The organism is Streptomyces sp. BBFR25 (assembly GCF_044590125.1).
GTDB classification, from domain to species: domain Bacteria; phylum Actinomycetota; class Actinomycetes; order Streptomycetales; family Streptomycetaceae; genus Streptomyces; species Streptomyces canus_D.
The window spans coordinates 1227974-1254041 of record NZ_CP172447.1 but is presented as its reverse complement, the minus strand read 5'-3'; the positions used below and the strand labels follow the sequence as shown (position 1 = coordinate 1254041).

Sequence of the window (26068 nt, the reverse complement as noted above, 5' to 3'; positions counted from 1 at the left end):
GGTCAGGGCGAGCCGGGCCGGCGCCGCCGCACAGGGCGCGGCAACCGGCGCCAGTACTCCGCCGCGTAACCGGCGCCCACGGCCGGCACCGCGAGCAGCACGCCCTCGGGACGCCTGTCGCGCGCGGTCGCGGTGATCAACGACCAGGCGGCGCAGGCGGTGAGGATCACCATCCCCGCCGTGTCCACGCCACTGCGTCTCGAAACGATGCGGCACAGGTCCCGCACGGGACCGCGACGTCCCCGGACCGTCCTGTCCGCGGCCAGGTCACCCGCCGTACACTCCGGGGGGTGACAGCCACCGCAACCTCCGTCGGCGAGTCGGACCGGACAGAGCCGCAGACCACGCCCGCCTCCCGGGCCGTCGCGCGGCTCGTGCGCCTGGCCCCGGCCGCCGCCGCGGCGCTCTCCGGAGTGCTCCTCTACGTCAGCTTCCCGCCGCGCACCCTGTGGTGGCTCGCGCTGCCCGCCTTCGCGGTCTTCGGGTGGGTGCTGCGCGGCCGCGGCTGGAAGGCGGGCCTCGGCCTCGGCTACCTCTTCGGCCTCGGCTTCCTGCTCCCGCTGCTGGTGTGGACCGGCGTGGAGGTCGGCCCCGGCCCCTGGCTCGCCCTGGCCGCGATCGAGGCGCTCTTCGTGGCCGCCGTCGGCGCGGGCGTCGCCGCGGTGTCGAAGCTGCCCGGGTGGCCGGTGTGGGCGGCGGCGCTGTGGATCGCGGGAGAGGCGGCACGCGCGCGTGTGCCCTTCGAGGGCTTCCCCTGGGGCAAGATCGCGTTCGGTCAGGCGGACGGCGTGTTCCTGCCGCTCGCCGCGGTCGGGGGCACACCGGTGCTCGGTTTCGCGGTCGTCCTGTGCGGCTTCGGCCTGTACGAGGCCGTGCGCCTGGCCGTACGGGCCCGTCGCGGCGAAACGGTGCGCCGCGGCGCCGCGGCGGCGGCCCTGCTCGGCGTGGCCGTACCCGTCGTGGGCGCCGTGGCCGCCCGACCGCTGGTCAGCGACACGGCGGAGGACGGCACCGCGACCGTCGCGGTGATCCAGGGCAACGTGCCCCGCGCGGGCCTCGGCTTCAACGCTCAGCGCCGGGCCGTACTCGACTACCACGCGCGCGAGACCCTGCGCCTGGCCGCCGAGGTGAAGGCGGGCAAGGTGGCACGCCCCGACTTCGTGCTCTGGCCGGAGAACTCCTCGGACATCGACCCCTTCGCCAACGCCGACGCTCGCCGGATCATCGACGGGGCCGCCCAGGCGATCGGCGCGCCCATCTCGGTCGGCGGTGTCGTGGAACGCGACGGCAAGCTGCTCAACGAGCAGATCCTGTGGGACCCGGACAAGGGCCCCGTCGACACCTACGACAAGCGGCAGATCCAGCCGTTCGGCGAGTACCTGCCGCTGCGCTCGCTCATCGGGGCGATCAACGACACCTGGACCTCCATGGTCAGCAGGGACTTCAGCCGGGGCACCGAGCCCGGCGTGTTCACCATGGCCGGTACCGAGGTGGGCCTGGTGACCTGCTACGAGGCGGCCTTCGACTGGGCCGTGCGCTCCGAGGTCGCCGACGGCGCCCAGCTGATCTCCGTGCCCAGCAACAACGCGACCTTCGACCGCAGTGAGATGACCTACCAGCAGCTCGCCATGTCCCGGGTCCGCGCGGTCGAGCACAGCCGGACCGTCGCCGTTCCGGTGACCAGCGGCGTCAGTGCGATCATCATGCCGGACGGCAGGATCACCCAGAAGACCGGCATGTTCGTGGCGGACTCCCTGGTGCAGGAGGTGCCCCTGCGCTCCTCCGAGACGCCCGCCACCCGGCTCGGCGTGGCGCCCGAGATCGCTCTGGTGCTGGTCGCAGCCGGAGGGCTCGGCTGGGCCGTCGGCGCCGGTGTGCGCGGTCGGCGCGCCCGCGACGTGTAGCCGTACGCCCGCCGCACGCCCCCAGGAGATCGTCGGGAGCGGCCGGGCCGCCCCGTTAGGGTCGGGCCCATGACTACTCCCGATTTCATCCGCGACCTGCGCGCCTCGGCCGGACACCAGCTCCTGTGGCTCCCCGGAGTCACCGCCGTCGTCTTCGACGACGAGGGCAGAGTGCTGCTCGGCCGACGGTCCGACAACGGGCGCTGGTCGTTGATCGGAGGCATCCCGGAGCCGGGCGAGCAGCCCGCCGCCTGCGCCGTGCGCGAGGTCGAGGAGGAGACCGCCGTCCAGTGCGTCGTCGAGCGGTTGGTCCTGGTGCAGGCGCTGAAGCCGGTCACCTACGACAACGGCGACGTCTGCCAGTTCATGGACATCACCTTCCGCTGCCGGGCCGTGGGCGGCGAGGCCCGGGTCAACGACGACGAGTCGCTCGAGGTGGGCTGGTTCGCGGTGGACGCGCTGCCCGACATCCAGGAGTTCGGGCAGACCAGGGTCAAGCAGGCCATGTCCGACGCCCCCACATGGTTCGAACCCACTGGTTCCTTCTGAAGTATGGGGCGTGCCCACATGGGGGACGAGGTGGACGCTGCCTAGGGTCGGGACATGACCTCGCCCAGCGTCCTCCAGGCCCCCCACGCCTCCTCGCTCGACCTCCACGGGCGCACCGCCCTCGTCACCGGCGCCGCAGGCGGTATCGGCCGTGCCTGCGCGCTGCGGCTGGCCGCCGCCGGGGCCGAGGTCAGAGCGGTCGACCGCGACGAGGCCGGTCTCGAGGCGCTCGCCGGAAGCTGCGGGGACCTCGCGGGCAGTGTCGAGCCGCAGGTGCTGGACCTGACCGACCTGGACGCCGCCGAACGCGCCGCGGCCGGCACCGACGTCCTCGTCAACAACGCCGGGCTGCAACTGGTGCGGCCCCTGGAGGAGTTCCCGCCGGACGTCTTCCACACCGTGCTCACCGTGATGCTGGAGGCCCCCTTCCGGCTGATCCGCGGCGCCCTGCCCCACATGTACGGGCAGGGCTGGGGCCGCATCGTGAACATCTCCTCCGTCCACGGCCTGCGCGCCTCGCCCTACAAGGCGGCCTACGTGTCCGCCAAGCACGGGCTGGAGGGACTGTCCAAGACCGCCGCCCTCGAAGGCGCCGCCCACGGCGTCACCTCCAACTGCGTGAACCCCGCCTACGTCCGCACCCCGCTGGTGGAACGGCAGATCGCCGACCAGGCCCGGGCCCACGGGGTCCCCGAGGAACAGGTGCTCTCCGACGTACTGCTGCGGGACAGCGCCGTGCGGCGGCTGATCGAACCCGACGAGGTCGCCGAAGCGGTGGCGTACCTGTGCGGCCCGCACGCCTCCAGCCTCACGGGCACCTCACTCGTCCTGGACGGCGGCTGGACCGCGCACTGAGCCGGGGTTTTCCACAGGGCTGCCGGGACGGACGGGTGATGGGGAATCCTGTGAGCATGTCCCGTGATCACGCGCAGTCCTCCGAGACGCCGTTCCTGGAGCTGTTGGCCCGCGGCGCCTTGGCCGACGCCTACGAGCAGCCGGTGCTGCTCGCCCGTGCGGAGGGCGGACCGGCCGAGCGGATCGACGCGCTGGAACGGGCCAAGCGCCTCGCGCTGCGGGTGCGCTCGGAGCTGGAGGGCCGGCGCAGGCGCGAGGCCGAGCTGTCCGCGCTGTTCGAGACCGCCCACGACCTCGCCGGACTGCGCGACCTGGACGCGGTGCTGCGGGCGATCGTGCAGCGGGCCCGCTCCCTGCTCGGCACCGACGTCGCCTACCTCAGCCTCAACGACCCGGAGCGCGGTGACACCTACATGCGGGTCACCGAGGGCTCGGTCGCCGCCCGCTTCCAGCAACTGCGGCTCGGCATGGGGGAGGGGCTCGGCGGCCTCGTCGCCCAGACCGCCCGCCCCTACGTCACCGACGACTACTTCAAGGACGCCCGCTTCCAGCACACCGGCACCATCGACGCGGGAGTGCGCGACGAGGGCCTGGTCGCCATCCTCGGCGTCCCCCTCATGCTCGGCCACCACGTCATCGGCGTGCTCTTCGCCGCCGACCGGCGGGCCCGGGTCTTCGAACGCGAGCAGATCGCCCTGCTCGGTTCCTTCGCCGCCCTCGCGGCCGCCGCCATCGACACCGCCAACCTGCTGGCCGAGACCCGCTCGGCCCTCGCCGGACTGGAGCGGGCCAACGAGATCATCAAGGACCGCAGCGGCGTCATCGAGCGCGCCTCCGACGTCCACGACCGGCTCGCCGAGCTCGTCCTGCGCGGCGGAGGGGTGCACGACGTGGCCGCCGCCGTCTCGCAGGTGCTGGACGGCACCGTGGAGTTCACCGAGGCCGCCGCGGCACCGGAGTACGCGCTGGAGGCGTCCCGCGCCGACGGGCACGTGGTGCGGCACAAGGACGACTGGATCGCCGCCGTCGCCGCCGGTGACGAGCTGTTCGGCGCCCTCGTCCTGCGCGGCCACCCCGGCCTCGACCCCGTCGACCAGCTCACTCTGGAACGCGCCGCGATGGTCACCTCCCTGCTGCTGCTCGCCCGCCGCTCCGCCGCCGAGGCCGAACAGCGCGTTCGCGGCGAGCTGCTTGACGACCTGCTCGACGCCCGCGACCGCGATCCACGCCTGCTGAACGACCGGGCCCGGAGGCTGCACGCCGACCTCTCCGCCGCCCATGTCGTCCTCGTCGCCCGCCTCGACGCCACCGCGGCCGACGCCGACCAGGAGGCGGACGCGCGCCGACGCCTGTGGGCCGCGTCCTCCCACCTCGCCGCGACCCGGCACGGCCTGGCCGCCGCCCGGGACGGCGGCACCGTCCTGCTGCTGCCCCTGGCGGACGGGGACGGGGCCACCGATCTGGCCCGCCGCACCGCCCGGCACCTGGGCCGCGCGGTCCACGAGGCCGTCACCGTCGGCGCCTCCGCCCCCGTGCCGGATCTCGCCGCGCGCCCCGACGCCGTGGCCACCGCCCACACCGAGGCCAGGCGCTGCCTGGACACCCTGCGCCTGCTGGGCCGGTGCGGGGACGGCGCGGCGGCCGAGGACTTCGGGTTCCTCGGCCTGCTGCTGGCAGGGGACCAGAACGTACCCGGGTTCGTCGACCGCACCATCGGCCAGGTCGTCGCCTACGACGAGCGGCGCGGCACCGAGCTCGTGCGCACCCTCGACGCGTACTTCGCCTGCGGGATGAGCCCGGCCCGCACGAAGGAGGCCCTGCACGTCCACGTGAACACCGTCGCCCAGCGCCTGGAGCGGGTCGGCCGGCTCCTGGGCGAGGACTGGCAGAGTCCCGACCGCGCGCTGGAGATACAACTGGCCCTCAGACTCCACCGGTTGTCGGTCCCGAGACGACACTGACCCCCGCACGCACGGGCGTACGGGGGCCGGTGACGAGACGGCTCAGACGGTGCGCGCCCGCTGCGCACGGGAGTCGGACACCGGCCCGGCCCCGTCTCCGTCGCCGGGGACCGCGTCGACCTCCGCGAGGTCCCGGTGCCGGGTCTCCCGGGCCACCCCCACGGCGAACAGCGTCAGCACGACCGAGGCGATGACATAGAGGGAGATCGGCGTCGAGCTGTCGTACTCGGACAGCAGCGCGGTGGCGATCAGCGGTGCCGGCGCACCCGCCGCCACGGAGGCGAACTGGGCGCCGATCGACGCCCCCGAATAGCGCATCCGGGTCGCGAACATCTCGGAGAAGAAGGCCGCCTGGGGCGCGTACATGGCGCCGTGCAGCACCAGCCCCACGGTCACCGCGAGCAGCAGACTGCCGAAGCGGCCGGAGTCGATCAGCATGAAGAACGGGAACATCCACAGACCGACACCGGCCGCGCCCAGCAGGTACACGGGGCGCCGGCCGATCCGGTCCGACAGCGCGCCCCAGGCCGGGATGACCGCGAAGTGCACGGCCGAGGCGATCAGCACCGCGTTGAGCGCGGTCTGCTTGGAGACGTCGGCCGCGGTCGTGGCGTAGACGAGGATGAAGGCCGTGATGACGTAGTAACTGATGTTCTCCGCCATCCGGGCGCCCATGGCGATCAGCACGTCGCGCCAGTGGTACCGCACCACGGCGACCAGCGGGAGCGGCTCGTCCTTCGCCTTCCGCGACTCCGCCTGCGCCAACGCCTGCTTGAAGACCGGCGATTCGTCGACGGACAGACGAATCCACAGGCCGACCATGACCAGGACCCCGGAGAGCAGGAACGGTATCCGCCAGCCCCAACTGGTGAACGCGGCGTCCGACAGCACCGCCGTCAGCAGCGACAGCACACCGGTGGCGAGCAGTTGCCCCGCCGGTGCCCCGGTCTGCGGCCACGAAGCCCAGAACCCGCGTCGCCGCGCGTCCCCGTGCTCGGACACCAGCAGCACGGCGCCGCCCCACTCACCGCCGAGCGCGAAACCCTGGACGAGCCGCAGCACGGTCAGCAGCACGGGAGCGGCCGTGCCGACGGTCGCGTGGGTGGGCAGCAGCCCGATCGCGAAGGTCGCCCCGCCCATCATCAACAGGCTCAGCACCAGCAGCTTCTTGCGTCCGAGCCGGTCACCGTAGTGCCCGAACACCAGGGCCCCGACCGGCCGCGCGGCGAACCCGACGGCATAGGTCAGGAACGACAGCAGCGTGCCGACGAGAGGGTCGGAGTCGGGAAAGAACAACTCGTTGAACACGAGCGCGGCGGCGGAGCCGTAGAGGAAGAAGTCGTACCACTCGATGGTGGTGCCGATGAGGGAGGCGGCGACGATGCGCTTGAGGTTGTTCGGGGCTGGTGGAGCGGTTGCGGGCGACGACATCGGCACCACTTCCTGGGGATCTGCGGGGACGGTTGTGTGTCGCCATACCGTAGGAAGACGCAGGTCAGTGGCGTATGTGGTGGGACACCATAGTTCGGAGGCGAGCTATGCGCGCAGTACCCATGCGTCCTCATCAAGGGACGCTTTGGCGGCCTGGCGCATGGTTTCGCGGTGACGCCAGGAGCTGAGCTGCTGTCGGAGACGACTTGTACTCTGCATTCATTCGACGATCGGACGATCACGAACACGGTCATGCAGGCACAGGGCGGGCGTTCAGGGTGGGAGTGCGGGGATTTCGATGCGTGACGCGCATGCGATACGAAGCCGCAGAACAGGCTTCTCGGTTGGTGCGCTGATCATCGCCGGGGTCGTCCTCGTCGCGATCGGGGCCGTCGGCGCCTGGCTCCAGCACGACGCTCCCGGCCGGGGTGCGCAGCCGCGTACGGAGTTCACCGCGAGCAATCCGCCCGCCGGTCTGCCCACCGCGCTCACCACCGGCCAGCACCTCCACTGGTCCCGCTGCACCTCGCCGCCCACCGCGCGCAGAAGCTACGACTGCGCTGTCATGAAGGCCCCCCTCGACTACCGGAAACCGGACGGCAGGACGATCGACGTCGCCCTGATCCGCCGGAAGGCCACCGGTCCGAACGCCCGGCGCATCGGCTCGCTCGTTCTCAACTTCGGCGGTCCCGGCGTGTCCGGCGTGAGCGGACTGCCCGAATACCTCGACCAGTACGAGCCGCTCCTCGACCGCTACGACCTGGTTTCCTTCGACCCGCGCGGCGTTGGCGCGACCATCCCCGTGCGCTGCGGGAAGACCGCGGACGACACCGGCTACGACGGGGTCGACGCCTGCGCCGAGCACTCCGGCGCGCACCTCCCGTACATCGGCACCTCGCACACCGCGCGCGACCTCGACCTGATGCGCTACCTCCTCGGCGACGAGCGGCTGCACTACTTCGGCGTCTCGTACGGAACGGCGCTCGGCGCGGTCTACGCCCACCTGTACCCGTCGCACGTCGGACGGCTCGTCCTCGAAGCGTCCGTCGATCCGACCGAGGACCTCAACGAGGAGCAGCTGTCGCAGGTCAAGGCGGTCCAGGCGGCGTTCGACCGGTTCGCCGCGCACTGCGCGGCCCGTATCCGTCACTGCCCGACCGGCGAGGGGCCCGAGGAGGCCGCGCGACGCATGGCGCGCCTGTCCGACCGCCTGGAGAAGGTGCCCGCCCCGGCAGGCGGCGGAAGGAACCTCGACGTCGACGACCTCGCGTACACCGTCAGCGACTATCTCGACCTCGGCACAGACGGCTGGTCACCGCTCGCCAAAGCCCTCACCGCGCTGATCGACCACAACGACGCCGGTCCGCTGAGCGAGGGCGCGGACGACACCGGCTCCGCCGACCGCGCGGCGACCCCGCACGACAGCAGCCGCGCCGCCCAGATCGCGATCACCTGCGCGGACTCCAGCCTGCGCCCCGGCTTCGAACGCCTCGACAGGGACGCGGCCCGCATCAAAGCCGCCTCACCCGTCTTCGGCGAGGCCTGGTCCACCGGCGTCTACCTCTGCTACGACTGGCCGTTCGACGGCGAGAGTGCCACGCCCCAGGTGAGCGCCGACGGCGCGGCCCCCGTCCTCGTGGTCGGCGGCACCGGCGACCCGAACACCCCATTTCCCGGCGCCCGCCACATGGCCCGCGCTCTGGGCGACGGTGTCGGCGTGCTCCTGACGGCCGAGGAGGAGGGCCACGGCACATACCCGCAGAACCGCTGCGTCACGGAGGCGGTCGACACATACCTCCGCACGGGCCGCACCCCGGCCGTGGGGACGGTCTGCCGGGGCAGCATGACCTGAGCCCGGTACGCATCCGCCGGGCGACCGTCAGCACACCGGCAGCGGTCGGAACGGACGTCACCGCTCACCCAATCGTTCCGATCGCCAATCGGCGAACCTTCCCGGTCAGGGCACTCCAGGGCTACGTCGGTGCCCGCTGCCCGCAATCCCGCTGAAGCCTCACAGAAGGACCCGTTGACCCGCGAGAACGACTGACAGGCTGGTCACGGCCATGCTCGTCCTGTGATCTCCCGACCAGGATCCCTACAAGATCGCGAAGTCACCCTGGAGTACTAGGAGCCGGGCATCCGCGACTCCGTGGTCGACCTGCGCACCACCGTCTGCCCCCGCGTCCTGTTCACCAACGCGTCCTCGGTCCTCATCGGCGTCGGAATGTACGCCTTCCTGCTGATCGCACCGCAGGACCCCGGCCGGGCGTGTACCCGAACCCGAGCCCGAGCTGTCCAGCGAGGCCACGCCCTGACGCCACCATCGGGTGACGCGGCTCAACCAGGCGAGTGACGGCGGCCGTCACAGGCCGCTGCCGGGCGGACCGGCCCTCCAGGATCGGAGTCGCCGTCGTCTCCGGCGGATTGTGCATCGACCACGTCTGTGCCGTGCGATCGGTTGTCGACCACGGCTGTTCGAGGAGTCCCCGCCATGCGTTCACGCTTCCTGTCCGTCCTGGCCGCTGCTGTCGCGGCCGCCGCGGCACTCGTTCAACCCGCCCACGCCGCCCCGCTCGTCGACGGTGTCTACCGCTTCGCGGCTCTCCAGGACGGGAAGTGCCTGGTGTGGCCCAAGACGCACGCGAGCATCGGGGTGGTGTCCCTGGGCGCCTGCACCGACAACGCGTCGACCTCGGCGAACTGGCAGGTACGGCAACGCTCCAACGGAACCATGGAAGTCTCCACACCGGGCTCGGACCCTCGCACCTGTCTGATGGTGACATCGCAGCACACGGTGTCGGTCAACAACTGCAACGACAGGTACGCCGAGTGGACCGTCTCCTACGGCTCCGCCGGACCTGGCAGCGTGGTGTGGGCCGACATCGAGCACACGCCTGCCGACCGGTCCGGCTCGTACGGGAAGCTGGTGGACGATCCCGGTGTGACCGCCCGGCTCGCGGTGCGGCAGGCCCCCATCGAGCCCCACTACTGGGAACTCCAGCCGGCCGGTTAGAGCCCAGCCGACTCCTCGTACGGCGCCGACAGACCACCAGGGTCCCGCGGTCGGCCTCGGTGTTCCAACGGTCAGTGACGATCACTGGTGTGCTGGAAAGCCGCAGGGGCAACTGGTCGCACATGCTGCCCGCGCAACTGCCGTAAGGCGTACCCGGGCCTCTGTCTGACTCCCGTGCGTCGACTTGTCGAGCTGTCCGGCCGTGCCCAGGCACCGCGGCCCCGGCCCGACCGGCCGAGGTCCTCTGGTGCTGGGTGTCAGTGGCTGCCGGCGAGTTCGCCGGTGAGCTTGCCGTGGAGGTCGGCGCTGGGGTCGTTCAAGCCGATGATCTCCACACGCTTGCCGCGCTGGGCGTACTTGGTCTCGATCGCGTCCAGGGCGGCGACGGAGGAGGCGTCCCAGATGTGGGCGGCCGAAAGGTCGATGACGATCCTCTCCGGGTCGCCCGCGTAGTCGAACTGGCCGACGAGGTCGTTGGAGGAGGCGAAGAACAACTCGCCGGTGACCCGGTAGACGACCGTGGCGTCGTCGGGATCGGCGACGGCGGTGACGTCGGCGAGGTGAGCGACGCGCCTGGCGAAGATGACCATGGCGGTGATGGTGCCGACGACGACACCGATGGCGAGGTTGTCGGTGGCCACCACGACGATCACGGTGATGACCATGACGGCGATCTCACCGGCGGGCATCCGCTTCAGTGTCCTGGGCGCGACGGAGTGCCAGTCGAACGTGCCGAAGGCGACCATGACCATGACGGCGACCAGGGCGGCCATGGGGATGTCGGAGACGACGGGGCCGAAGACGATGCAGAGCACCATGAGGAAGGTGCCGGCGAGGAAGGTGGAGACGCGGGTGCGGGCGCCTGAGACCTTCACGTTGATCATGGTCTGGCCGATCATGGCGCAGCCGCCCATGCCGCCGAAGAAGCCGGTGACGATGTTGGCGACGCCCTGGCCGATGGACTCGCGGGTCTTGGAGGAGTGGGTGTCGGTGATGTCGTCGACGAGCTTGGCGGTCATCAGCGACTCCATCAGGCCGACCAGTGCCATGGCGAGGGCGTAGGGGGCGATGGTGGTCAGGGTGTCGAGGGTGAAGGGCACGTCCGGCAGTCCGGGCACCGGCAAGGAGGAGGGCAGTTCGCCCTTGTCGCCGACCGTGGGGACGGCGATGCCGGCGGCGACGGTGATCGCGGTCAGGATGACGATGGACACCAGGGGCGCCGGGATCACCTTGGTGACCTTCGGGAAGAACACCATCAGTGCCAGGCCGGCGGCGATCAGCGGGTAGACCGGCCAGGGCACGTCGTGCATCTCCGGAACCTGCGCCATGAAGATCATGATGGCGAGGGCGTTGACGAAGCCGGTCATCACCGAGCGGGGCACGAACCGCATGAGCTTGGCCACGCCCACCGCACCCAGGACGATTTGGAAGACGCCGGCCAGGATGACGGTCGCGACCAGGTAGCTCAGACCGTGCTCGCGGTTCATGGGGGCGATGACGAGCGCGACGGCGCCGGTGGCGGCGGAGATCATCGCCCGTCGGCCGCCGACGACGGAGATCGTGACGGCCATGGTGAAGGACGCGAACAGGCCGATGGCGGGGTCGACACCGGCGATGATCGAGAAAGAGATCGCCTCGGGAATCAGGGCGAGGGCGACGACCAGACCGGCCAGGATCTCCGTGCGCCAGACCTTCGGGTTGTTCAGCCAGTCGGGCTTGAGATCGCGCAGCCGCGCGGCGGGAGACACAGCAGCAGAAGACAAGGAGACGTGTACCTGTCGTGCTCGGGCACACCCACCGGCAGGCCGGGCGTGCGGGAAGGGCGCGCGGAGGCCGGGTCGGCGCCGCGCGGGCGACCCGCGGGGCGGGCCGGAAGTCAGGGGGAGGCAAGGCAACGGCGGCGCGGGCTCGCGGAGCCGGACGGCTCACATCCCGAGGCGAAGGGTCACGGCGGGCAGGCGGCGGCGATCGGCGTCCTGGGCTGGCGCACGCTCACTCCTGCAAGAATCGGATCTTCGCCGGGGGCGTCATCGGCCCCGGAACGGCAGTGACAGGGGCAACCGGGCCGCCCTCACCGTCATCAACTCTACCCTAACGTTAGAGTAGGTCTCGGCGGGTCGCACGGGACGCGGCTGCCACGCAGAGAAGGGCCAGGGACACGGGCGTGGACGACAAGCACATGCAGATCGGCGAGGTCGCCACGCGGACGGAGCTGTCCCTGCGCACCATCCGGCACTACGAGGAGGCCGGCCTGGTCATCCCCTCCGCCCGGTCCCAGGGGGGATTTCGCCTCTACACGGAGACCGACGTCGCCCGGCTCATGGTGATCCGCCGGATGAAGCCGCTCGGCTTCACCCTGGAGCAGATGCGCGACCTGCTGGATGCCACCGACCGTCTGGACAGCGAGGACACGCTTGACTCCGGCGAGCGCGAAGCCCTGCTGGAGCGCGTCCGCACATACCAGCAGGCCGCCGCCGAGCAGGTGGAGAAACTGCGGGTCCAGCTCTCCCGCGCCGAGGATTTCGCCAGCACCCTGGACGCCCGCTTGGAACGAAGCACTCCGCCCGTCCGCGGCTAGACCCGCTGGCCAGCAGACAGATCCGTGTGCTCGCGTGATATCGCCTCGCGTCACACCCGGTCCCGCTCTCGACTGGTCGTCGGAACCGTTCCGGCAGTGCGGACTCACCCACCTCCTGCACCGCGGCCTGAGACGATGGGGCCGGGCAACAGCAGCTCAAACGAGGTCGACGGCCACGTCCCCGCGCTCCGGGAGTCGTGGCCTCAGCGGTCGGTGAACCCGGTGTGCGTCATGGTGGCCACCACGCCCGCCACCTTCACGTCCACGACGACCTTGCCCCTGGTCCACCTGGTCGACGTGCCGTCCGGCGCGCCCAGCGCCTCCAGGACCGACACGGGAAGGCGCTCCCGGTCCCCGGGCTCGGGGTAGAAGGCGATCAGGCACAACCGGCCGCGGCTGTTGAAGGCGTACTGGGTGTCCATCGTGACCCCGCAGAACGTCTCGGGGCCCCGTCCCGTGACCCACCACTCGCCGTTCTCCTGCGTCGCGCCCGGGAACCTGGCCCGGAAGTCGGCGACGTCCGTTCCCCAGGCGAGGCCGTTCCAGCCCTGCGCGAGGGAACGCGGATCGGCAGCGGCCGGGCCCGCGTGTTCAGGGGTGTCGCGGGCGGCCCCGCGGCGGGTGGGGATCAGCCGCGCCAGTCCGCGGCGCCGATGCGGGGGAGGGGGCGGGGCGTCGGGTGCGGCCCCGGTCTCGTAGGTCTTCGTGGCGGCGGCAGGCGTCTTGGCGACCGTCGTGTCGTCCGCCGCCGCGCCTGCTGCCCCGTCGGCGCCCGCGTCGGCCTCCGCGGCGTCGCTCCCGGCAGCGCCGTTGCCCGCCCCGCCGGTGCCGACGCCGTGTGCGGCCTCGAAGTCGCTGATCATGCGCGTGATCGCGGGCGGGACCCAAGGGTCCGTCACGGCGTCGCCGGAGAGGGAGTCGAGGAGACCGGCCGCCGTGGGGCGCGTGTCCGGTTCCTTGGCCAGACAGGCGGCGACCAGGCCGCGCAGTTCGTGATCGACCAGGGTGAGGTCCGGTTCCTCCTGGACGATCCGGTAGAGCATCGCCGCGGGATGCCCGTCACCGAACGGGGCGCGACCGCCGGCGGCGAAGGCCAGCACCGAACCGAGGGCGAACACGTCGCTGGCCGGACCGATCCCGCGGTCCCCGCGCGCCTGTTCGGGCGACATGTAGGCGGGGGTGCCCGCGACGACGCCGCTGACCGTGTGCGACGAGGCCTCCAACGCCCGTGCGATGCCGAAGTCGATGACCCGCGGTCCGTCGGCCGCCACGATGACGTTGCCCGGTTTGAGGTCGCGGTGCACGAGGCCGCACCGGTGGATGGCGTCGAGTCCCTCGGCCAGACCGGCCGCCAGTACCCGCAGCGCCCGGGTCGGCAGTCCGCCGTGCTCGCTCACCACCGTGTGCAGCGAGGGGCCGGGTACGAAGGCACTGACCAGCCAGGGGCGTTCGGCGTCCGGGTCGGCGTCGACGACCTGTGCGGTGAAGAACCCGCCGACCCGCCGGGCCGCCTCGACCTCCCGGGCGAAGCTCCGCCGGAACCCGGCGTCGGCCCCGTACTCCGGGCGGATCACCTTGACGGCCACGGGTCTTCCGCCCGCCGACCTCCCGAGGAACACCTGCCCCATGCCGCCGGAGCCGAGGCGGCCCACGAGCCGGTACGCGCCTACGCGGTCCGGATCCCCTGCTCTCAGTGCGTCCATCGGCCCCCCTGGTCGCCCGGCTCCGGAGATTTTCCCAGACACCGACCTGATACGCAGGCGGTTGGCGCCTTCGTCCCCGGGGTTCGCGCGTCAGCCGGCCAGGTCGGCGGCGCGTCGGCGCAGGGCGTGCACCAGTGACGCGGTCGCTGCCGTGGCCCGGCCCGGCGGCGACACCAGGTCGATGCGCCGTACCTCCTCGGCGACGCCCTTGACGTCGACGAAGCGTACGCCGTGCGGGACGACGGGCAGCAGCGCCGGTGAGGCCGTGGTGATGCCCGCCCCCGCCGCCACCAGGTGCAGCTTGGTCAGCCAGTCGCGGGCGGTGTGGGCGATCCGGGGCCTGCCGGGCAGCCCCGGCCAGACGCCGAGCAGCGGATCGCCCACACCGCCGGGACCGGCGATCCAGGCCTCGGAGGCGATGTCCTCGACGTCGGCGGTGCCGCGTTCGGCGAAGCGGCTGTCCGCCGGTACCGCCAGGGCCAGGCGGGTTTCCAGCAGGGGCTCGACGTGCAGCGGCGGGGCGTCCGTGTCGGGCGAGCGGTGCGGGGGCCGGGAGGTCAGCAGCGCCACGTCGAGTGTGCCGCTGCGCAGCGCGCGCACCAGCGCGGGAGTGCTCCCCTCCCGCGTCGTCACCCGCACGCGGGAGCCGTCCCGGCGCAGCGCCGTCAGCGCGTCGGCCACGACCACCGCTCCCGCCGCGGGGAAGTACCCCAGCCGGACCCGGCTCGTGGTGTCCCGGACCCCGCGCAGTTCCCGGTCGGCCGCCTCCAGCGCGTCCAGGGCGGCGACGGCGTGGCGCAGCAGGGCGCGGCCCTCGCCGGTCGGCCGTACGCCGCCGGGGAAGCGGTCGAACAGCCGGGCGCCCACCGCCTGTTCCAGCGCGGCCACCTGCCGGGAGACCGCCGACTGCGTGTACCCGAGGCTGTGCGCGGCCGCCGTGAAGGTGCCCCGCTCCGCCACCTCGCGCAGCACCCGCAGCCCGACCAGCGTCACATCGGCCATGCCCATGAGGCCGCAGCATATCCGGCATGCGGAACATTCGCTGTCGGAATGGCTCGGGGGTTCCTAGCGTCGACGCCATGCCTCTGATCAGCATCTCCCTGCGCAAGGGAACCACGCCCGAGTACCGCCGTCTCGTCTCCGAGGCGCTCCACGCGTCCATGGTCGACGTCCTGAGGATCCCGCGGGACGACCAGTTCCACGTCTTCCACGAGGTCGCGGACGACAACTTCGTGATGCAGCCGGTGGTGTTCGGCATACCGCGCGGCCGACGCACCTTGTTCATCCAGCTGTCCTTCAACGAGCGCAGTGCGGAGCAGAAGGCGGAACTCTTCCGGGCGATCGTCGACAACCTCCGGCTGCGCGCGGGCGTCCCCGAGGAGGACGTCATGCTGGTGGCCTTCGAGACGGCGCGGGAGAACTGGTGGGCCGCCGGCCGCGTCGTCGATCCCGCCACCGGCTACGACGAGCGCATGACCGACGTGCCCCAGCTGCCCGACGCGCCCCACCGGCCCGGCGTCGGCGGCGACTTGGGCGTGTAGCGACCGCGGGCCCCCTCACCCACCCGCGCCGCCGGGCGCCTGCGCGGTCCCGCCCGGTGGCGCCGTGCTCTGCCGTACCACGAGATGGGTCGCCAGCTCGATGCGCCGCCCGGCCCGGCCGGGATCGTCCGGGCGGAACAGCATGCGGGTGGCCTCCTCGGCCATGTGCCGCAGCGGCTGGTGGACGGTGGTCAGCGGCGGGCTCGACCACTGGGCCAGCGGCACGTCGTCGTAGCCGACGACCGAGAGGTCCTGAGGGACCCTCAGGCCGCTGACGCGGGCGGCCTCCAGCACGCCGAGCGCCTGCAGGTCGCTGCCCGCGAAGATCGCCGTCGGCCGCCCGGGACCGGCGAGCAGGTCCATGCCGTGCTCGAAGCCGCTCTCCATGCTGTAGTCGCCGTAGCGGACGAGGGCCGGGTCGATCGGCAGGCCCGCCATGGTCATCGCCGAGCGGTAGCCGTCGAGCCGGGCCAGTGAGCACAGCATGTCCTCGAACCCGGTGATGATCGCGACGCGTTCGTGTCCGTGGTCGGTGAGGTGACGGGTCGCCGCCAGCCCTCCGGCCCAGTTGGCGGAGCCGACGGACGGGACGTCGGGGTCGGGGTCGCCGGCCGGGTCGACGATGACGAAGGGGATGTCCCAGGACCGGAGCCGGTGCTTGACCTCCGCGGGGAGCGAGGAGAAGACCAGCACGACACCCAGCGGCCTGCGCCTGAGCACGCCCTCGATCCAGTCCGGCGCGGGCGCGTGCCGGGTGCCGCTGCGGGTGAGTACGACCTCGGTCCGGTTGGCCTTGGCGACGTCCTCCACGCCCCGGACCAGCTCCATCGCCCAGACGCTGTCCAGCTCGTGGAAGACGAGTTCGACCAGCGGTGAGCGCGGTGGGCTCGGGGTGCGGCGGCGGTAGCCGTGCATCTCGAGGAGCCGCTCCACCCGGGCGCGGGTGGAGCGGGAGACATCCGAACGACCGTTGAGGACCTTCGAAACTGTCGGAGGCGAGACCCCCGCCTCTTTCGCCACCTCGGCCAGGGTCACCCTGGCGCTCACCTCAACTTCCTCGTGCATGCAGGAAGGATAGGCCATGCGGTCGATAACGTTTTGAGTCGGCAGCCGCACGGCCATTGACCGGAAATCCGGTCTCACTTTACTGTCCGACCAGCATGGACTTTCGGTGATGGCGCCGAAACTTTCGAAAGGCGAACGATGAAGACACGTGCGCGCTTGCCCAGACTGGTCGCCACCGGTGCGACGCTCGCCCTGGCGCTGAGCCTGTCGGCCTGCGGTGACGGGGACGGCGGGGCGTCGTCGGACGACGGCAAGATCCATGTCCTGGTCTACGGGGACGCCAGCAACAAGGTCGAACAGAGAATCGTCGACACCTTCAACAAGACGTCCGACGTCAAGGCGGTGCTCGACACCATCCCCGGTGCCGACTACCAGACGAAGCTCCAGACGATCATCAACACCCCGCAGGCCCCGGACGTCTTCTTCAACTGGGGCGGCGGCAGCATCAAGCCGTTCGTCAAGGCGGACCTGCTGCTGCCGCTCGACGACTTCATCAAGAAGAACCCGGACCTGGAGAAGAAGTTCCTCCCGTCCGTCTTCGAGAGCGCCGTCGTCGACGGCAAGCCGTACGGCGTACCGATGCGCGGCACCCAGCCGGTCCTGCTGTTCCACAACAAGAAGGTCCTCGCGGACGCGGGCGTCCAGCCGCCCAAGACCTGGGACGAGCTGCTCGCCGCGGTGGACAAGCTCAAGGACGCGGGCGTCACCCCGATCGCGCTCGGCGGCGGCGACGTCTGGCCCACCCAGATGTGGTTCCAATACCTCTACGACCGCATAGCCGGTCCGGAGCTGTTCGCCAAGGCCGTCGGCGGCGACAAGAGCGCCTGGGAGAGCGCGGACAGCAAGAAGGCCCTGGACATGATCAAGGAGCTGGTCGACACCGGCGCCTTCGGCAAGAACTACGACTCCGTCAAGTACACCAACGGCGGCTCGGTCCAGCTCGTCGCCTCCGGCAAGGCCGGCTTCGAGCTGATGGGTTCCTGGTACTACTCCCAGCAGCTCACGGACCACAAGGAGTTCGCCGAGAAGGACCTCGGCTACACCGCCTTCCCGTCCGTCGAGGGCGGCAAGGGCGACCCGGCCTCCGTGGCCGGCAACACCAACAACTACTACTCGGTGATGAAGAAGACCAAGCACCCCGAGGCGGTCGCCGAGTTCCTGAAGCTCATGTACTCCGACGAGTTCGTCAAGGCGCAGCTGGACATCGGCAACCTGCCGACCACGACCAACACCGACAAGTTCATCGACGGTTCGGGCACCCCCGAGTACTCGCGCTTCCAGTACGACCTGGTGTCCAAGGCCCCGTCCTTCCAGCTGTCCTGGGACCAGGCGTATCCGCAGAAGGCCAGCTCGGACCTGCACAAGGCCATCCAGCAGTTCTTCAACGGACAGCTCGACACGGACGGCTTCATCACGGCCATGCAGGCCCTCCCGACCGAGTGACGAACGGCTGATGACCACACACCTCACAAGCGCACGGCCCGCCGCCGGAGTCCGCAAGGAGTCCCGGCGGCGGCCGCCCGCCTCCTCCGCGACGACGGTGGGCCGCCCCGGCTTCGGCTGGGCGGTGCCCGCCGCACTGTTCTTCTTCCTCTTCGCGATCGTCCCGCTGATCATGGTGGCGGTGCTGTCCTTCATGAGCTGGGACGGCATCAGCTCGCCCGAGTTCGTCGGCACGGACAACTGGTCGCGCCTCATCGACGACCCGGTCATGCTCAAGAGCATCTGGCTGACCCTGCTGCTGACCGTGCTCGGCGTGGTCCTGCAGACCCCGCTGAGCATCCTGCTCGGCGTCTGGGCCGCCGGTCACCAGCGCAACCGCGCCGTCCTGTCGGTCATCTACTTCATCCCGCTGCTGCTGTCCGCGACGGCCGTGTCCGTGCTCTGGCGGGCGCTGCTCGACCCGAACTTCGGCATCCCGGCCGAGGCGAGCTGGCTCTTCGGCGACGGCAACCTCTTCGGTGAACAGAGCACCGCCATCGGGGTGCTGGCCTTCGTCAGCACCTGGCAGTTCACCCCGTTCCACACGCTGATCTACCAGGGCGCCGCCCGCGCGGTCCCGCCGGTGCTCTACCAGGCGGCGGAGATCGACGGGGCGGGCCGCTACCGGCAGTTCTTCCACATCACCCTGCCGCAGCTGCGCACCTCCATGATCACCTCGATGATCCTGATGATCGTCGGAGGTCTGACCACGTTCGAGACGGTCCTGATCCTGACCCAGGGCGGCCCCGGCACCGACACCACCATCAGCGCCTACTACATGTACGACAAGGCCTTCAAGGGCTTCGACTACGGCATCGGCTCCGCGATCGCCCTGGCCCTGGTGGTGGCGGCCACGATCATCTCGCTGATCGTCGTCCGGGTCTCCGGCTACGACAAGATGCGCAGCTCCATGGAGGGTGTGTCATGAGGCGCCGACCCAACTACCTGGCCGGCGCCGGCTCGCTCGTATGGCTCCTCCTGGTGGGACTGCCGCTGTACGTGATGCTCGCCGCGACCCTGCGCACCCGCCAGGACTACGCCGAGAACGGCCCGGTCTCGCTCCCGGACAGCTTCACGCTGGACAACTTCACCGGCGCCTTCGACTCGGGCTTCGGCCAGTACTTCCTCAACACCCTCGTCGTCACCGTCTGCGTGATCGGCATCGTGCTGCTGCTGGTACCGCCGCTCGCCTACGCCATCGTCCGCAGCCGCGGCAGGGCCACCTCGGCGATCTTCCGGCTGTTCCTGCTCGGCCTCGCCATCCCGGCCCAGGCCGTGATCGTGCCGATGTTCTACCTGATCAGCGAAGCCGGGCTGTACGACAACCTGCTCGGCGTCATCCTGCCCACGGCCGCGTTCTGCCTGCCGATGTCCGCGCTCATCCTCAGCGGCGCCATGCGCGAGATCTCCCCGGAGCTGTACGAGGCCATGGCGATGGACGGCGCCAGCCCGCGGCGCATGTTCTTCCAGCTCGTCGTGCCGCTGTCCCGCGGGGGACTGTCCACGATCGTGGTGTTCTCCGCGCTCCAGGCGTGGAACGGCTTCCTGTTCCCGCTCGTGCTGACCCAGTCCGACTCCACCAAGGTGGTCACCCTGGGTCTGTACAACTTCCAGACCGCGCACGGCATCGACATCCCCGGTCTGCTGGGAGCCGTGGTGCTGTCCATGGTGCCCATCCTGCTCGTCTACCTGTTCGCCCGTCGTGCCCTGGTCCAGGGGCTGATGGGTGTCGGAGGAAAGTGACTGCCGACGTGGCCGTAGAGACCACCCCCGAAATCCCCCTCTGGAACGACCCGGCCCACCCCGTCGCCGCCAGAGTCGACGCGCTCGTCGCCGCGATGACCCTCGAGGAGAAGATCGCCCAGCTGTACGGCGTGTGGGTCGGCGCCTCCGACCAGGGCGGCGAAGTCGCCCCGCACCAGCACGACATGGAGGAGCCCGTCGACCTCGACGCGCTCGTCCCCGCCGGCCTCGGCCAGCTGACCCGCCCCTTCGGCACCGTCCCCGTCGACCCCGCGCTCGGCGCGCTCTCCCTCATGCGCACCCAGGCCCGCATCACCTCCGCGAACCGCTTCGGCCTGCCCGCCGTGGCGCACGAGGAGTGCCTGGCCGGCTTCGCCGCCTGGGGCGCCACGGCCTACCCCGTCCCGCTGTCCTGGGGCGCCACCTTCGACCCGGACGCGGTGCGCCGGATGGCCGCCGCCATCGGCCGCGACCTGCGCTCCGTCGGCATCCACCAGGGCCTCGCCCCGGTCCTCGACGTGGTCCGCGACGCCCGCTGGGGCCGGGTGGAGGAGACCATCGGAGAGGACCCCTACCTCGTCGGCACCATCGGCACCGCGTATGTGCGGGGCCTGGAGTCCGCCGGGATCGTCGCCACCCTCAAGCACTTCGTCGGCTACTCCGCCTCCCGCGCCGGGCGCAACCTCGCCCCCTCCTCCGTGGGCCCCCGCGAGCGGGCCGACGTCCTGCTGCCGCCGTTCGAGATGGCCGTCCGCGAGGGCGGCACCCGCTCCGTCATGCACGCCTACACCGACATCGACGGCGTGCCGGCCGCGGCCGACGAGACGCTGCTGACCGGACTGCTGCGCGACACCTGGGGCTTCGAGGGAACCGTCGTCGCCGACTACTTCGGCATCGCCTTCCTCAAGACCCTGCACGGCATCGCCGCCGACTGGGCCGACGCCGCGGGCGCCGCGCTCGGAGCGGGCGTCGACGTCGAGTTGCCCACCGTCAAGACGTTCGGCGCCCCGCTCGTCGAGGCGGTCACCGAGGGCCGGGTCCCCGAGGCCCTCGTCGACCGGGCGCTGCGCCGCGTCCTCGGCCAGAAGGCGGAGCTGGGACTGCTCGACCCGGACTGGAGCCCGGTCCCGCCCGCGCTCGACGGGGTGGACCTCGCGGACCCGGAGGCGCTGCGCGGCAGCATCGACCTGGACCGGCCCGAGAACCGGGAACTGGCCCGCGAGATCGCCGAGAAGGCGGTCGTGCTGCTCACCAACGACGGCACCCTGCCGCTCGCCCGGCCCCGCCGCATCGCCCTGGTCGGCCCCAACGCCACCGAGGCGACCGCCGTGCTGGGCTGCTACTCCTTCCCGCGCCACGTCGGAGTGCAGCACCCGGAGGTCCCGGTCGGCATCGAGCTGCCCACCCTGCACGACACGCTGACCGCCGAGTTCCCCGACGCGGACATCACCGTCGCCCGCGGCACCGGCGTCGACGACGGCGACCTGTCCGGCATCGGCGCGGCGGTGGACGCGGCCCGCGAGGCGGACGTCGTCGTCGCCGTGCTCGGCGACCGCGCGGGCCTGTTCGGCCGCGGCACCAGCGGCGAGGGCTGCGACGCCGAGTCCCTCGCGCTCCCCGGCGCCCAGCAGCAGCTCCTCGACGCGCTGCTCGACTCCGGCACACCGGTGGTCACGGTCCTGCTCGCCGGACGGCCCTACGCGCTCGGTCGCGCCGTCGCTCGGTCCGCCGCGATCATGCAGTCGTTCTTCCCCGGCGAGGAGGGCACCGCCGCGATCGCCGGTGTCCTCAGTGGGCGCACCAGCCCCTCGGGGAGACTGCCCGTCAGCGTGCCCAGCGGTGCGGGTGCCCAGCCGACCACCTACCTGGGGGCGCGGCTCGCCCACGCCAGCGAGGTGTCCAGCATCGACCCGACACCGGCCTTCGGCTTCGGGCACGGGCTCACGTACACCGCGTTCGACTGGAGCGACCTCGCGGTGCACACCAAGGAGGCGCCGACCGACGGTGAGTTCGCGCTGGAACTGACCGTCCGCAACACCGGCGAACGGCACGGCACTGAGGTGGTGCAGCTCTACCTGCACGACCCGGTCGCCTCCGTCGTCCAGCCGGTACAGCGACTCGTCGGCTACACGCGGGTGCCGCTGGCCCCCGGCGAGGCCCGCAGGGTGCGCGTCGAGGTACCCGCCGACCTCGCCTCCTTCACCGGCCGCGACGGCCACCGCGTCGTCGAACCGGGTGACCTGGAGCTGCGGTTCGCCGCGTCCAGCACCGAGCCGCGGCTGACGGCGACGGTCGCGCTCACCGGCCCGGAACGCCGGGTCGACCACACGCGGCGGCTGCACGCGGTGTTCACGCAGGAGGCGCAGAAGGCCCGGGAGACCGTCGAGGGCGCCTGAACCGGCGGCACAGAACGAGCGGTGGTCCCGGGTCCTCGGCCCCGGCGCCACCGCTCGCCGCACGGCTCAGCGCACGACGTCGAAGACGTTCTTCTGGATGCCGTTGGCGTAGGCCTCGTGCTCGACGAGCCTCAGCTGCTGGGCGTCCTTGTCCGTGTCGCTGAACAGACGCTTGCCCGCACCGAGCAGGAGCGGGAAGACCAGCAGGTGGTAGCGGTCGATCAGACCGGCGTCCGACAGGCTCCGGTTCAGGGCGGCACTGCCGTGGACGATGATCGGGCCGCCCTCGGTCTCCTTCAGCGCCGCGACCTCGTCGAGCGAGCGCAGGATCGTCGTCTCGCCCCAGTTCGTCACCAGGTCGTCCTCGGTGAGGGTGGTGGAGACGACGTACTTCGGCATCGTCCGGTACTCCGGGAACTCCGCCATGTCGGGCCACACCGGGCTGAACGCCTCGTAGCTCGCCCGGCCGAGGAGCAGTGCCGCGGCCTCGCCCTGCTCCCGGCCCTTGATCTCGTACGCCTCGGGGAGGAAGTCCACGAGCTTGACGGTCCATCCGGAGTTCCGGTAGCCGGGCTCGCCGCCCGGAGCCTCCATGACACCGTCGAGCGAGACGAAGGCGGTGCTGATCAGAGTACGCATGCGGAGTTCCTCAACAATTCGTGTCCGGTCTGTGTACCCCTACGACCCGGGGCCGGGGAAAAACTCATCGGTGCCCTCTCCGGGGCGGGTGCGCGGGGATGCCCGCAGTGCGTCGACGGCGTGCAGGGCCACGTGGAGTTCGGTGCGCTGCTCGCCGGACTCGAGATCGCGGCCGAGCAACCGTTCGATGATACGCAGCCGTTGGTAGACCGTCTCCCGGGACAGACCGGCCGAACGGGCGGCCTCCGTCTTGTTGCCCGCGGCGTCCAGATAGCCGCGCAGGGTCGCCACGAGGTCGGTGCCGTGCCGGGCGTCGTGGTCGAGCAGCGGGCCCAACAGCCGTTCCGCGTAATCCTGGACGCGGAGGTCGTCGCGCAGCGCGTACAGCAGGCGGCGCAGCCCGATGTCGGACCGCTCGTGGAAGGAACGGCCGGGCGGGAGGGAACGGCCGGGTTCGGTGGCCTCGGCCACCCGGGCCGCCTCGCGGAACGAGCGGGCCGCGTCGGCGAGGTCCTCGGCGGGCGCACCCGCGCTCACCGTCGCGCCCGGGGCCGCGTCCAGGACGGTGCGGCTCACCTCCTCGACGGCCTCGCGCCACGGCCGGGACGGGCGCAGCGCCAGCAGGACGCCCAGGCGGGTGGGGGAGAGGAGCCCGACGAGGGCCTGCGCCCCCGTCGCGGTCAGTTCCTCGCAGAGCCGGGCCTCGGCCGCGCCGGTGTCCCGCTCGGACGGCGGCAGGTCCGCGAGGACGGCGACGAACCGGGCGTGCTCGGCGGGCAGCCCCAGGGCCGCGACGCGGGCCCGCGCGTCCCCGGGGGAGCGGTGCCGCCGCTCGACCAGGTCGCGCAGGGCGTTGCGGTGGGCGGTGCGCTCCCAGGGCGTGGGGCGGGTGAGACGGGCGATGGTGAGCGCCATCGCGGTCCGCTCCAGCACGGTGACGTCCTCGGGCCCGAAGACCCGGCCGGGGAGCGCGGCGGGGAGCATGACCACCCGGCCCCACCGCTCGCCCTGGTACTCCACCGGGGCCGCCAGCCAGCCCTCGGGACCGGACACCCCCGCGCGGTCGGTGGCCGGCGTGGTGCGTGAGCGCCGTTCCCAGTCCGCGAGCGCCGCCCGGACCGTGGTCCCGGAGGGCTCGCACACCAGCGCCAGGTGGACCAGGTTCTCCAGTACGACCGTACGGCCGCTCATCTCCGCCGCGGCGCGCAGCACCTCCTCCGGGCCCGCGCCGCGCAGGGTGAGCGCGGTGAACGCCTCGTGGACCCGCTGGGTCCGGTGGATCGCGTCCGCCTGGTGGCCGACGATCAGGGTGTGGACGACCTGGGTGACCTCCAGGAAGTTGACGTCCCTGGCGAGCGTGACGAGCGGCAGCCCGCGCGCACGGCAGGCCCGGACCAGGGCATCGGGCGGCCGGTGATAGCGGCGTACCAGCTCGATGACGAGGGCGGCGGCACCGACCGCGGCGAGTTCGTCGACGTAGCGGCGGACACCGGCGGGGTCGTCGGGCAGGGGCATGCCGGTGGTGAGGACGAGTTCGCCGCCCTTCAGGAAGGACGCGGGGTCCGTCAACTCGGTGACGTGGACCCAGCGGACCGGACGGCCGAGGTGCTCCGCACCGGTCACCACCCGCGGATCACCACCGGCCACGACCGGCAGGGCCAGCACGTCGGCCACGGTGGGCGACCGGCCCGCCGGGCCCGGCTGCCGGCTCTCACTCACGGTGCCTCCCTGGGCACCCAGGTTACGCCGAACGCCTGACACATCGTCCGGACACACTGCCCCGTCCGGACAGATCACGCGTTGCCGCGCCCGACGGGGCGGGAAGGCTCCCGGGACCGCAGGAGACCGACGAACCGGCCGGGAGACGAGCATGACCGCACTGTCGCCGCACCTTCGCCAGGCCACCCCCGTGGTGGCGGTCCGGGGCGAGGGCGTCCACCTCGACGGCGAGGACGGCCGCCGCTATCTGGACTTCACCGCCGGGATCGGCGTCACCAGCACCGGGCACTGCCACCCCAGGGTCGTGGCCGCCGCCCAGGAGCAGGTCGCCACCCTGGTCCACGGCCAGTACACGACCGTCATGCACCCGCCGCTGCGGCGCCTGGTCGACAAACTCGGCGAGGTGCTGCCCCAGGGCCTGGACAGCCTGTTCTTCACCAACTCCGGCAGCGAGGCGGTCGAGGCCGCGCTGCGTCTCGCCCGTCAGGCCACCGGACGGCCCAACGTGCTGGTCTGCCACGGCGGCTTCCACGGTCGCACGGTGGCCGCCGCCTCCATGACCACCTCCGGCACCCGCTTCCGGTCCGGGTTCTCGCCGCTGATGAGCGGCGTGGTCGTCACCCCGTTCCCGACCGCCTTCCGCTACGGCTGGGACGAGGAGACGGCCACCCGCTTCGCCCTCAGGGAACTCGACTACACCCTCCAGACGATCTCCCCGCCCGCCGACACCGCCGCCGTGATCGTCGAACCGGTCCTCGGCGAGGGCGGCTACGTACCCGCGAACCGCGCCTTCGTCCAGGGCCTGCGCGAGCGCGCCGACCGGCACGGCTTCCTGCTGATCCTCGACGAGGTGCAGACCGGCGTGGGCCGCACCGGCCGGTTCTGGGGCCACGAGCACTTCGGCGTCACCCCCGACATCCTCGTCACCGCCAAGGGACTGGCCAGCGGCTTCCCGCTGTCCGGCATCGCCGCCCCGGAGGAGCTGATGCGCAAGGCCTGGGCGGGCTCGCAGGGCGGGACGTACGGCGCCAACGCGGTAGCGTGCGCGGCGGCCTGCGCCACGCTGGACGTCGTACGCGACGAGAAGCTCGTCGAGAACGCCGAGGCGATGGGCGCCCGGCTCCGCCACGGACTGGAGGCGGTGGCGTCCCGGACCCCGGCCATCGGCGACGTACGGGGCATGGGACTGATGCTGGCCAGCGAGTTCGTCACCGAGGACGGCGAGCCGGACCCCGAGACCGCCGCCCGGGTGCAGCGGGCCGCCGTCGACGAAGGGCTGCTCCTGCTGCTCTGCGGGGCCTGGAACCAGGTGGTCCGGATGATCCCGGCCCTGGTGATCGACGAGACGGCCGTGGACGAAGGGCTCCGGGCCTGGGCCGCCGCCGTCCGGGCCGGGACGTCGGGGGAGGCGCGATGACGACGGCCGCCGCGCCACATCGCACGAGCTGCCCCGTACGCACGGCCCGCCCCGTACGCCCGACGCACCGGT

The 26068-nt window shown here is 71.8% G+C and carries 21 protein-coding genes; 13 read left to right on the top strand and 8 right to left on the bottom strand.

The genetic code is table 11. From position 1 onward, the window contains the following. Positions 1 to 2: 2 nt before the first annotated feature. Positions 3 to 188: a hypothetical protein gene (locus ACGH52_RS05520; protein WP_399937973.1), complete on the bottom strand. Its 186-nt coding sequence runs from the start codon at positions 186 to 188 to the stop codon at positions 3 to 5. A 102-nt stretch (positions 189 to 290) separates the two neighbouring features. Between ACGH52_RS05520 and lnt the strand changes: the two genes are divergently transcribed. The 4 genes from lnt to ACGH52_RS05500 all read left to right on the top strand — a co-directional run bounded on the left by lnt (position 291) and on the right by ACGH52_RS05500 (position 5269). Next, positions 291 to 1904, top strand: coding sequence for an apolipoprotein N-acyltransferase (gene lnt, locus ACGH52_RS05515; RefSeq protein ID WP_399937971.1), 1614 nt, complete (start codon positions 291 to 293; stop codon positions 1902 to 1904). A 69-nt stretch (positions 1905 to 1973) separates the two neighbouring features. Beyond that, entirely contained in the window at positions 1974 to 2453 is a 480-nt protein-coding gene (locus ACGH52_RS05510) for an NUDIX domain-containing protein (RefSeq protein ID WP_076973097.1), read from the top strand. 54 nt (positions 2454 to 2507) lie between these two features. After that, the gene (locus ACGH52_RS05505; RefSeq protein WP_399937969.1) at positions 2508 to 3308 is read left to right on the top strand and encodes a 3-hydroxybutyrate dehydrogenase; all 801 of its coding nucleotides are present in this window, start codon (positions 2508 to 2510) and stop codon (positions 3306 to 3308) included. Between the two features lie 56 nt (positions 3309 to 3364). Next, positions 3365 to 5269, top strand: a complete 1905-nt coding sequence (locus ACGH52_RS05500; RefSeq protein WP_399937967.1) for a helix-turn-helix domain-containing protein — start codon at positions 3365 to 3367, stop codon at positions 5267 to 5269. Between the two features lie 42 nt (positions 5270 to 5311). Here the strand turns inward: ACGH52_RS05500 and ACGH52_RS05495 are convergent, their stop codons facing one another. Then, positions 5312 to 6700, bottom strand: coding sequence for an MFS transporter (locus tag ACGH52_RS05495; RefSeq protein ID WP_059297392.1), 1389 nt, complete (start codon positions 6698 to 6700; stop codon positions 5312 to 5314). A 298-nt stretch (positions 6701 to 6998) separates the two neighbouring features. Here ACGH52_RS05495 and ACGH52_RS05490 point away from each other — a divergent pair, with 298 nt between their 5' ends. Continuing rightward, positions 6999 to 8552 carry an alpha/beta hydrolase gene (locus ACGH52_RS05490; RefSeq protein WP_399937965.1) on the top strand — a complete coding sequence of 518 codons (1554 nt, stop codon included), beginning with the start codon at positions 6999 to 7001 and terminating at the stop codon, positions 8550 to 8552. 639 nt (positions 8553 to 9191) lie between these two features. Further along, entirely contained in the window at positions 9192 to 9713 is a 522-nt protein-coding gene (locus ACGH52_RS05485) for a hypothetical protein (protein ID WP_059297388.1), read from the top strand. A gap of 257 nt (positions 9714 to 9970) precedes the next feature. Here ACGH52_RS05485 and ACGH52_RS05480 read toward each other — a convergent pair whose 3' ends face one another. Further along, positions 9971 to 11461: a SulP family inorganic anion transporter gene (locus ACGH52_RS05480; RefSeq protein WP_399937962.1), complete on the bottom strand. Its 1491-nt coding sequence runs from the start codon at positions 11459 to 11461 to the stop codon at positions 9971 to 9973. Between the two features lie 416 nt (positions 11462 to 11877). Here ACGH52_RS05480 and ACGH52_RS05475 point away from each other — a divergent pair, with 416 nt between their 5' ends. Next, a complete protein-coding gene (locus ACGH52_RS05475) occupies positions 11878 to 12291 on the top strand; it encodes a MerR family transcriptional regulator (protein ID WP_171987024.1) in 414 nt (137 codons plus the stop codon). 203 nt (positions 12292 to 12494) lie between these two features. Here the strand turns inward: ACGH52_RS05475 and ACGH52_RS05470 are convergent, their stop codons facing one another. Together ACGH52_RS05470 and ACGH52_RS05465 are read right to left on the bottom strand one after the other, a co-directional pair. Then, the gene (locus ACGH52_RS05470; RefSeq protein ID WP_399937960.1) at positions 12495 to 13994 is read right to left on the bottom strand and encodes a serine/threonine-protein kinase; all 1500 of its coding nucleotides are present in this window, start codon (positions 13992 to 13994) and stop codon (positions 12495 to 12497) included. Positions 13995 to 14084: 90 nt separating this feature from the next. Then, on the bottom strand, positions 14085 to 15002 hold the full coding sequence (locus ACGH52_RS05465) for a LysR family transcriptional regulator (RefSeq protein ID WP_399937958.1): 918 nt from the start codon (positions 15000 to 15002) through the stop codon (positions 14085 to 14087). A 71-nt stretch (positions 15003 to 15073) separates the two neighbouring features. Between ACGH52_RS05465 and ACGH52_RS05460 the strand changes: the two genes are divergently transcribed. Continuing rightward, entirely contained in the window at positions 15074 to 15535 is a 462-nt protein-coding gene (locus ACGH52_RS05460) for a tautomerase family protein (protein WP_121700851.1), read from the top strand. A gap of 15 nt (positions 15536 to 15550) precedes the next feature. Here the strand turns inward: ACGH52_RS05460 and ACGH52_RS05455 are convergent, their stop codons facing one another. Next, positions 15551 to 16600: a LacI family DNA-binding transcriptional regulator gene (locus tag ACGH52_RS05455; RefSeq protein WP_210975420.1), complete on the bottom strand. Its 1050-nt coding sequence runs from the start codon at positions 16598 to 16600 to the stop codon at positions 15551 to 15553. Positions 16601 to 16738: 138 nt separating this feature from the next. Here ACGH52_RS05455 and ACGH52_RS05450 point away from each other — a divergent pair, with 138 nt between their 5' ends. Genes ACGH52_RS05450 through ACGH52_RS05435 form a run of 4 tightly spaced genes read left to right on the top strand, consistent with a single transcriptional unit; the run spans position 16739 to position 22221 of the window. Next, the gene (locus tag ACGH52_RS05450; protein ID WP_121700852.1) at positions 16739 to 18043 is read left to right on the top strand and encodes an ABC transporter substrate-binding protein; all 1305 of its coding nucleotides are present in this window, start codon (positions 16739 to 16741) and stop codon (positions 18041 to 18043) included. A gap of 10 nt (positions 18044 to 18053) precedes the next feature. Continuing rightward, on the top strand, positions 18054 to 19010 hold the full coding sequence (locus tag ACGH52_RS05445) for a carbohydrate ABC transporter permease (RefSeq protein ID WP_059297382.1): 957 nt from the start codon (positions 18054 to 18056) through the stop codon (positions 19008 to 19010). After that, positions 19007 to 19825: a carbohydrate ABC transporter permease gene (locus ACGH52_RS05440; protein ID WP_399937955.1), complete on the top strand. Its 819-nt coding sequence runs from the start codon at positions 19007 to 19009 to the stop codon at positions 19823 to 19825. Before ACGH52_RS05445 ends, ACGH52_RS05440 begins: the two co-directional genes overlap by 4 nt. Then, the gene (locus ACGH52_RS05435; protein WP_399937953.1) at positions 19822 to 22221 is read left to right on the top strand and encodes a beta-glucosidase; all 2400 of its coding nucleotides are present in this window, start codon (positions 19822 to 19824) and stop codon (positions 22219 to 22221) included. The genes ACGH52_RS05440 and ACGH52_RS05435 overlap by 4 nt, the downstream gene beginning before the upstream one ends. A 66-nt stretch (positions 22222 to 22287) precedes the next feature. Here ACGH52_RS05435 and ACGH52_RS05430 read toward each other — a convergent pair whose 3' ends face one another. Then, positions 22288 to 22860 carry a dihydrofolate reductase family protein gene (locus tag ACGH52_RS05430; protein ID WP_059297379.1) on the bottom strand — a complete coding sequence of 191 codons (573 nt, stop codon included), beginning with the start codon at positions 22858 to 22860 and terminating at the stop codon, positions 22288 to 22290. Between the two features lie 39 nt (positions 22861 to 22899). Continuing rightward, positions 22900 to 24579 carry a PucR family transcriptional regulator gene (locus tag ACGH52_RS05425; protein WP_399937951.1) on the bottom strand — a complete coding sequence of 560 codons (1680 nt, stop codon included), beginning with the start codon at positions 24577 to 24579 and terminating at the stop codon, positions 22900 to 22902. Between the two features lie 151 nt (positions 24580 to 24730). On the opposite strand from ACGH52_RS05425, the gene ACGH52_RS05420 reads away from it, so the two are divergent. Then, positions 24731 to 25996 carry an aspartate aminotransferase family protein gene (locus ACGH52_RS05420; RefSeq protein WP_399937949.1) on the top strand — a complete coding sequence of 422 codons (1266 nt, stop codon included), beginning with the start codon at positions 24731 to 24733 and terminating at the stop codon, positions 25994 to 25996. Positions 25997 to 26068 lie beyond the last annotated feature (72 nt).

Coding starts and splice junctions, on each gene's coding strand:
- ACGH52_RS05510 (WP_076973097.1), top strand. CDS start 1,974: ATGACTACTCCCGATTTCATCCGCGACCTGCGCGCCTCGGCCGGACAC.
- ACGH52_RS05505 (WP_399937969.1), top strand. CDS start 2,508: ATGACCTCGCCCAGCGTCCTCCAGGCCCCCCACGCCTCCTCGCTCGAC.
- ACGH52_RS05500 (WP_399937967.1), top strand. CDS start 3,365: ATGTCCCGTGATCACGCGCAGTCCTCCGAGACGCCGTTCCTGGAGCTG.
- ACGH52_RS05495 (WP_059297392.1), bottom strand. CDS start 6,700: ATGTCGTCGCCCGCAACCGCTCCACCAGCCCCGAACAACCTCAAGCGC.
- ACGH52_RS05490 (WP_399937965.1), top strand. CDS start 6,999: ATGCGTGACGCGCATGCGATACGAAGCCGCAGAACAGGCTTCTCGGTT.
- ACGH52_RS05485 (WP_059297388.1), top strand. CDS start 9,192: ATGCGTTCACGCTTCCTGTCCGTCCTGGCCGCTGCTGTCGCGGCCGCC.
- ACGH52_RS05470 (WP_399937960.1), bottom strand. CDS start 13,994: ATGGACGCACTGAGAGCAGGGGATCCGGACCGCGTAGGCGCGTACCGG.
- ACGH52_RS05465 (WP_399937958.1), bottom strand. CDS start 15,002: ATGGGCATGGCCGATGTGACGCTGGTCGGGCTGCGGGTGCTGCGCGAG.
- ACGH52_RS05460 (WP_121700851.1), top strand. CDS start 15,074: ATGCCTCTGATCAGCATCTCCCTGCGCAAGGGAACCACGCCCGAGTAC.
- ACGH52_RS05455 (WP_210975420.1), bottom strand. CDS start 16,600: ATGCACGAGGAAGTTGAGGTGAGCGCCAGGGTGACCCTGGCCGAGGTG.
- ACGH52_RS05450 (WP_121700852.1), top strand. CDS start 16,739: ATGAAGACACGTGCGCGCTTGCCCAGACTGGTCGCCACCGGTGCGACG.
- ACGH52_RS05445 (WP_059297382.1), top strand. CDS start 18,054: ATGACCACACACCTCACAAGCGCACGGCCCGCCGCCGGAGTCCGCAAG.
- ACGH52_RS05440 (WP_399937955.1), top strand. CDS start 19,007: ATGAGGCGCCGACCCAACTACCTGGCCGGCGCCGGCTCGCTCGTATGG.
- ACGH52_RS05430 (WP_059297379.1), bottom strand. CDS start 22,860: ATGCGTACTCTGATCAGCACCGCCTTCGTCTCGCTCGACGGTGTCATG.
- ACGH52_RS05420 (WP_399937949.1), top strand. CDS start 24,731: ATGACCGCACTGTCGCCGCACCTTCGCCAGGCCACCCCCGTGGTGGCG.